Raw genomic sequence first — 6,533 nt, forward strand, 5'->3', positions numbered from 1 at the left:
AATTAGAGGGGGTCTACTAATACGATGAATTTAAAAATAGATATACAAAAGGACGGTCAAGCATATCGTGTTAAGCTGGCTGGAGAGATTGACGCATATACAGCACCTAAGCTAAAAGAAAAGTTCATGGAAATTACTGAACATACTGAACCGGAAATTATAGTCGATTTAACCGATGTATCATATATGGATAGTACAGGACTAGGTGTATTTATTGCATTGTTAAAAGCCAATAAGAAAAATAACGGCTCTTTGAAATTTGTTGGTGTATCAGAGCGCATCAAGCGCTTATTTGACATTACGGGCCTCACAGACATTTTAAACGTGAATTCACAAGTAGAAGGTGGCGTAAAATGAAACAGCCTTATGACTTTGTTGAGATGAAGATTCCTGCTAAGCCAGACTACGTAGCGATTATTCGACTGACGCTATCTGGTGTAGCGAACCGGATGGGTTTTTCTTATGATGAAATTGAAGATATGAAAATTGCTGTCAGTGAGGCATGTACAAATGCCGTGCAGCATGCTTATAAGAGTGAAGAAAATGGTGAAGTGAGAGTAGGTTTTGGTTTATTTGATGACCGTTTAGAAATCATGGTGGTCGATAAAGGTGAAAGCTTTAATTTTGAAGAGCTTAAGGAACATATAGGACCTTATGAAACATCAAAAGAAGTTGAATTTCTTCCTGAAGGTGGACTTGGTTTATATTTAATTGAAACGCTAATGGACGAAGTGAAAATGGTCAATTCAAAAGGTGTAACGCTAATGATGACTAAGTATGTGCAAAGAGAGCAGGTGGAGAGTGATGAAAACACAGTCTCAACCTATGAAATTAACTAAAGAACAGGTTCAGGAACGAATTGAGCGCTTTCAAAAAACGCAGGATGAAGAAGCACAAAGTGATCTAGTAGTACATTACAAGAACCTTGTTGAATCTATTGCACGTCGTTATTCAAAAGGCAGAAGCTTACATGAAGATATTGTGCAGGTAGGGATGCTAGGACTGTTAGGAGCTATTAGAAGGTATGATGCTTCATTTGGAAGAAGCTTTGAATCGTTTGCTGTTCCTACAATCATTGGAGAGATTAAGCGATTTTTACGCGATAAAACGTGGAGTGTTCACGTACCGCGCCGCATCAAAGAATTAGGTCCTAAAATTAAAGCAGCTGTCGAAGAGCTAACAACCCGTTTACAGCGATCTCCTCAAGTGAAAGAAATTGCTGATCATATCGGAGTGACAGAAGAAGAAATTTTAGAAACGATGGAGATGGGGCAAAGTTATCAAGCGTTGTCTGTTGATCATTCCATTGAAGCAGACTCTGATGGAAGTACTGTTACAATCCTTGATTTAGTAGGTGAACAAGAGTCGGGTTATGAGAAAACTGATCAACGCTTAGTGTTAGAAAAAATTCTTCATGTATTAAGCGATAGAGAAAAAGAAGTGATTCGCTATACATTTATTGAAAATCTGAGTCAAAAAGATGCCGGTGAGAAGTTAGGGATTTCTCAAATGCATGTATCTCGACTGCAAAGAAGAGCTCTTGATAAGCTAAGGACTGCAGCTCGCTCAGATTCTAACGATTCGGAGTATATGTCGTGATGACAGTAGACCCTAATACAAAGTCGATTCAAACTCATATATACCAAGAGCCAAAGCAAGGGAACGTTTGTTGTGGAGATAGTTACTATGTCAAAGAAACAGATGACTATTTTCTATGTGCAGTGGCAGATGGATTAGGAAGCGGTGAACAAGCCAGAACCGCTTCTGTGGCTGTTACTGATGTAGCAAAAGCTCATCACCATCTAGATGTGGATGAGATCATTTCTAAGTGCAACAAAGCTACTCGACATACAAGAGGTGCGGCAGTAGCTATTTTGAAAATTGATAAAAAAAATAACGAATTTCATTATACAAATGTAGGTAATATCCGCTTTTATCTATATTCTCCGGCGGGAAAATTAACGTACCCTCTGCCAATTCAAGGTTTTTTATCAGGGAAAATTCAAAAGTTCCGCACACAAACCTTCCCATATGACTCGGGTTCTAAATTTTTGATTCATACAGATGGCTTAGAATTAAAAGAGATTAAATCTGTTTTTGCTAACTCGATGAATGTCGATCAATTGTCGACTCGGCTACAGGCAGCAATTCGATCTCATAATGATGATATTACGTATATCGCTGGTCACCTTCCAACTGCATAGCCTTTCTTTTTAGCTCACATGTGTTATTGCATGTGAGTTTTGTTACAATAGAGACAAAGTTTCATTTAGGTAGGAGGATATGCTGTGTCTGTTGCAACGAAATTAGATAATCAAATTGTTCAACGTGTAAGTAAAGAGGTAGAGATTTCACAAAAGCAAGTACAAAACGTAATTGCTTTAGTAGAAGATGGTAATACAGTTCCCTTTATTGCTCGATATAGAAAAGAACAAACTGGTGCTTTGGATGAAGTCCAAATCCGGAATATTTTAGATTCTTGGAACTACTTAATGAATTTAGAGGAGCGTAAAGAGGAAGTTCTTCGATTAATTGAAGAGCAAGGGAAATTAACTGAGGAACTGGCTGCTCAAATTCATCAAGCGAAGAAGTTGCAGCAAGTAGAAGATTTATACCGCCCTTTTAAGCAAAAACGACGTACAAAAGCAACTGTAGCAAAAGAAAAAGGTCTTGAACCATTAGCACAGTGGCTACTAAGTTTCCCACGTTCTGACGTGAAGAAGGAAGCGCAAATATACATAAATGAAGAAGCGGGAGTTCAATCTTCTGACGAAGCTATTCAAGGAGCCCTAGACATTGTAGCGGAACAAATTTCTGACGAAGCATCTTACCGTCAATGGATTCGTACGACCACTGTAAAAGATGGCATAATTGTTACTTCAGTCAAGGATCCGGAAAAAGATGAAAAAAACATCTATGAAATGTACTATGAATATACAGAAGCGGTAAAGCGCATCGTGCCTCATCGTATTTTAGCTATGAATAGAGGAGAAAAAGACGGTATTTTAAAAGTGAGTATTGATGCGCCTACAGATCGGATTCTTTCATATTTACATAAACAAGTAATCAAGAAAAGGGATTCTTCAGCTGAAGGTTATATCATCTCAGCCATAGAAGATGCCTATAAACGATTAATAGAACCATCTATTGAACGCGAAATCCGTAAAGAGCTATCAGAAAAAGCGGAAGAAAGAGCCATTCACATCTTTTCTGAAAACTTACGAAAACTTCTTCTTCAACCTCCATTGAAAGGAAAAGTGGTATTAGGAGTAGATCCAGCTTTTCGAACAGGCTGCAAATTAGCTGTAGTAGATGAAACAGGTAAGGTCTTGAAAATTGATGTTATTTATCCACATCCTCCTGTGAGAAAAGCAGCTGAAGCGCAAAGTAAATTAAAGAAAATGTTCGCTGAATACCCTATTGAAGTAGTGGCAATTGGAAACGGAACGGCATCTCGCGAAACGGAACAATTTGTGGCGGATGTTCTTAAAGAAATTGAAAATCCAGTTTATTATTTGATTGTGAATGAAGCGGGAGCAAGCGTATATTCGGCTTCTGATGTTGCTAGAGAGGAATTTCCTGATTTTCAAGTAGAAGAGCGAAGCGCTGTATCGATTGCTAGAAGGCTGCAAGATCCGCTGGCTGAACTTGTGAAAATTGATCCCAAGTCGGTAGGAGTAGGGCAGTATCAGCATGATGTGTCTCAAAAGCAATTAAATGATTCACTGACTTTTATTGTAGAGACAGTAGTAAACCAGGTGGGAGTAAATGCAAACACGGCTTCTGCTTCGCTTCTACAATACGTTGCGGGTCTAAATAAGACAGTTGCTCAAAACATTGTAAAGTATCGGGATGAAAACGGAAAATTCTCTAACCGAAAACAGTTAAAGAAAATTCCACGTCTAGGTGCTAAAACGTATGAGCAGTGTATTGGATTTTTACGTATTATAGAAGGTGAGGAACCTTTAGACAGAACGGGTATCCATCCTGAAACATATGGGGACGTTAACAAGCTTTTAAAGAAGGCGGAAGTGAAAGAGACTGAGCTGGGAACGGAGAAAGTAAAAGAAGCATTAAAACATATTTCTTTATCCGAAATATCAGAAGAATTAAGTATAGGGGAGCTTACTTTAAAAGACATTATAGAAGCGCTCGTAAGACCGGAAAGAGATCCGCGTGATGAACTGCCAAAACCTTTGCTCCGTCAGGATATTTTGAGGCTAGAAGATTTAGCAAAAGGTATTCAGCTTGAAGGTACGGTGCGAAATGTAGTAGACTTCGGAGCGTTTATCGATATCGGAGTCAAGCAAGACGGTCTAGTCCATATTTCTAAATTAACGAATCAGTATGTTAAGCATCCTCTCGATGTTGTTTCAGTAGGGGATTTGGTTCATGTGTGGGTAGAAGATGTAGACATGAAAAAAGGAAGAGTCGCACTCACGATGATTCCGCCTCATCAATAATAAAATTGCCTTTTCAGATTTTCTGAAAAGGCAATTTTATTTGTGAAAAGAAGTGATTTAAGAAGCGGAATTATTTTTTTGATAAAAAAACCAACATTGATTGAGCAATTTTATTTGTGCACGGTCTTTTTCAGAATAAGCGCGCCTCATTTGTTTTTGTAGCCACATTGGCATAAGGACAATCACTCCTTTTCATTTATGATAAGGTGAATAGTGAGTATGTAATGAAGTGTATGCCCAAAGAGCTAGTCAGGTGATTTTCATACAGTAGAGGAGTATATAAGATGAATGATAAGGATTTACAACTACTTGTAGAAGAAATTTCGTTGAAGCTGTTTCACAAACCATTTCGTCATGAAGCAACTTTTAATTCTCGTTTACGTACGACAGGTGGAAGGTATTTATTACGTACATCTAATATAGAAGTAAACTATAAATACTTTGAACAATATGGCAGACAAGAAATAGTAGAAATTATTAAACATGAGCTCTGTCACTATCATTTGCATATTGAGGGGAAAGGGTATAAGCATGGAGATCAAGACTTTAAACAGCTAATGAAAGAAGTAGGCGCCCCCCGGTTTTGTCAGGCATTGAAAAAAGAAAGTGATGGAAAGAAAAAAGAGCACATATATGTATGTATGCAGTGTGATCAAAAATATGTGCGAAAAAGAAAAGTGAACACGGTTAAATATGTTTGTGGAAAGTGTAGAGGTAAATTAAAAAAAATTTAGAAGAGGCTTGACTAAAATAGATTGATTATGATAAATTTATAAAGCCGTCTCAAATAAACGGTAAATAAATTGCAAAAACTTATTGACATTATATATAATGTCGATTACAATGTAAGAAGTCTGATGAATATTATTCCACAGTAGCTCAGTGGTAGAGCTATCGGCTGTTAACCGATCGGTCGTAGGTTCGAGTCCTACCTGTGGAGCCATATGGAGAAGTACTCAAGTGGCTGAAGAGGCGCCCCTGCTAAGGGTGTAGGTCGTGTAAGCGGCGCGAGGGTTCAAATCCCTCCTTCTCCGCCATTTTATAATGGCCCGTTGGTCAAGCGGTTAAGACACCGCCCTTTCACGGCGGTAACACGGGTTCGAATCCCGTACGGGTCACCATTGATTTTCATTTACATATTCTGTGGAGGATTAGCTCAGCTGGGAGAGCACCTGCCTTACAAGCAGGGGGTCGGCGGTTCGATCCCGTCATCCTCCACCATTTGACTGTTTTATATATAATTTTGGATGGTCCCGTGGTGTAGCGGTTAACATGCCTGCCTGTCACGCAGGAGATCGCGGGTTCGATTCCCGTCGGGACCGCCATTTTAAATTATTGGGCTATCGCCAAGCGGTAAGGCAACGGATTTTGATTCCGTCATGCGTTGGTTCGAATCCAGCTAGCCCAGCCATAAAGAGCCATTAGCTCAGTTGGTAGAGCATCTGACTTTTAATCAGAGGGTCGAAGGTTCGAGTCCTTCATGGCTCATTTTCATTTCTTGCGGGTGTGGCGGAATTGGCAGACGCGCTAGACTTAGGATCTAGTGTCTTTACGACGTGGGGGTTCAAGTCCCTTCACCCGCATCTTATTCATTTTATGTATTTAGCGGTCGTGGCGGAATGGCAGACGCGCTAGGTTGAGGGCCTAGTGGGGGCGACCCCGTGGAGGTTCAAGTCCTCTCGGCCGCACCAAAAAAACTTTTTAAAAAAAGTGTTGACATAGGAAATTAGAAATGATATTATAATAAAGTCGCCAAAACAACAGCGGTGAAAATCATAAGAAGCGCCCGTAGCTCAATTGGATAGAGCGTTTGACTACGGATCAAAAGGTTAGGGGTTCGACTCCTCTCGGGCGCGCCATATTGCGGGTGTAGTTTAGTGGTAAAACCTCAGCCTTCCAAGCTGATGTCGTGAGTTCGATTCTCATCACCCGCTCCAAATATATTGAACTTTGAAAACTGAACAAAGCGACAAACGTCAACGTTAAATTTTATTTTTTAATTGAGCAAGTCAAACATTTCTTCGGAGAGTTTGATCCTGGCTCAGGATGAACGCTGGCGGCGTGCCTAAT

7 protein-coding genes and 11 tRNA genes are annotated in these 6,533 nt (G+C 39.7%); 17 read left to right on the forward strand and 1 reads right to left on the reverse strand.

The genetic code is table 11. From position 1 onward, the window contains the following. Positions 1-24 precede the first annotated feature (24 nt). The 5 genes from M3225_RS27675 to M3225_RS27695 all read left to right on the forward strand — a co-directional run bounded on the left by M3225_RS27675 (position 25) and on the right by M3225_RS27695 (position 4,463). Entirely contained in the window at positions 25-357 is a 333-nt protein-coding gene (locus M3225_RS27675; protein WP_251400458.1) for an anti-sigma factor antagonist, read from the forward strand. Next, positions 354-839 (forward strand): anti-sigma B factor RsbW, encoded by a 486-nt coding sequence (gene rsbW / locus M3225_RS27680; protein WP_025753516.1) that lies wholly within the window; start codon positions 354-356, stop codon positions 837-839. Before M3225_RS27675 ends, rsbW begins: the two co-directional genes overlap by 4 nt. Further along, on the forward strand, positions 805-1,599 hold the full coding sequence (gene sigB, locus M3225_RS27685; protein WP_013055011.1) for an RNA polymerase sigma factor SigB: 795 nt from the start codon (positions 805-807) through the stop codon (positions 1,597-1,599). The genes rsbW and sigB overlap by 35 nt, the downstream gene beginning before the upstream one ends. Next, positions 1,599-2,204: a PP2C family serine/threonine-protein phosphatase gene (locus tag M3225_RS27690; protein ID WP_251400465.1), complete on the forward strand. Its 606-nt coding sequence runs from the start codon at positions 1,599-1,601 to the stop codon at positions 2,202-2,204. The genes sigB and M3225_RS27690 overlap by 1 nt, the downstream gene beginning before the upstream one ends. 84 nt (positions 2,205-2,288) lie before the next feature. Continuing rightward, entirely contained in the window at positions 2,289-4,463 is a 2,175-nt protein-coding gene (locus tag M3225_RS27695) for a Tex family protein (protein WP_251400460.1), read from the forward strand. Between the two features lie 57 nt (positions 4,464-4,520). Here the strand turns inward: M3225_RS27695 and cmpA are convergent, their stop codons facing one another. After that, on the reverse strand, positions 4,521-4,637 hold the full coding sequence (gene cmpA, locus M3225_RS27700) for a cortex morphogenetic protein CmpA (protein ID WP_013055014.1): 117 nt from the start codon (positions 4,635-4,637) through the stop codon (positions 4,521-4,523). Between the two features lie 110 nt (positions 4,638-4,747). Between cmpA and M3225_RS27705 the strand changes: the two genes are divergently transcribed. The 12 genes from M3225_RS27705 to M3225_RS27760 all read left to right on the forward strand — a co-directional run bounded on the left by M3225_RS27705 (position 4,748) and on the right by M3225_RS27760 (position 6,400). Next, a complete protein-coding gene (locus M3225_RS27705) occupies positions 4,748-5,197 on the forward strand; it encodes a SprT family protein (protein ID WP_251400462.1) in 450 nt (149 codons plus the stop codon). Between the two features lie 134 nt (positions 5,198-5,331). Further along, a tRNA-Asn gene (locus M3225_RS27710) sits at positions 5,332-5,406 on the forward strand. Positions 5,407-5,409: 3 nt separating this feature from the next. Continuing rightward, a tRNA-Ser gene (locus M3225_RS27715) sits at positions 5,410-5,500 on the forward strand. A gap of 9 nt (positions 5,501-5,509) precedes the next feature. Beyond that, a tRNA-Glu gene (locus M3225_RS27720) sits at positions 5,510-5,584 on the forward strand. Between the two features lie 24 nt (positions 5,585-5,608). Further along, positions 5,609-5,684 (forward strand) — tRNA-Val (locus tag M3225_RS27725). Positions 5,685-5,712: 28 nt separating this feature from the next. Next, positions 5,713-5,788 (forward strand) — tRNA-Asp (locus M3225_RS27730). A gap of 11 nt (positions 5,789-5,799) precedes the next feature. Then, positions 5,800-5,874, forward strand: a tRNA-Gln gene (locus M3225_RS27735). A 4-nt stretch (positions 5,875-5,878) separates the two neighbouring features. After that, positions 5,879-5,951, forward strand: a tRNA-Lys gene (locus M3225_RS27740). A 12-nt stretch (positions 5,952-5,963) separates the two neighbouring features. Then, positions 5,964-6,046 (forward strand) — tRNA-Leu (locus M3225_RS27745). A gap of 22 nt (positions 6,047-6,068) precedes the next feature. Continuing rightward, positions 6,069-6,154: transfer RNA gene (locus M3225_RS27750), tRNA-Leu, on the forward strand. A gap of 91 nt (positions 6,155-6,245) precedes the next feature. Continuing rightward, a tRNA-Arg gene (locus M3225_RS27755) sits at positions 6,246-6,322 on the forward strand. A gap of 4 nt (positions 6,323-6,326) precedes the next feature. After that, a tRNA-Gly gene (locus M3225_RS27760) sits at positions 6,327-6,400 on the forward strand. The last annotated feature ends 133 nt before the right edge of the window (positions 6,401-6,533 follow it).

Origin of the sequence: Priestia aryabhattai, assembly GCF_023715685.1 — a bacterium.
Lineage (GTDB): Bacteria > Bacillota > Bacilli > Bacillales > Bacillaceae_H > Priestia > Priestia aryabhattai_B.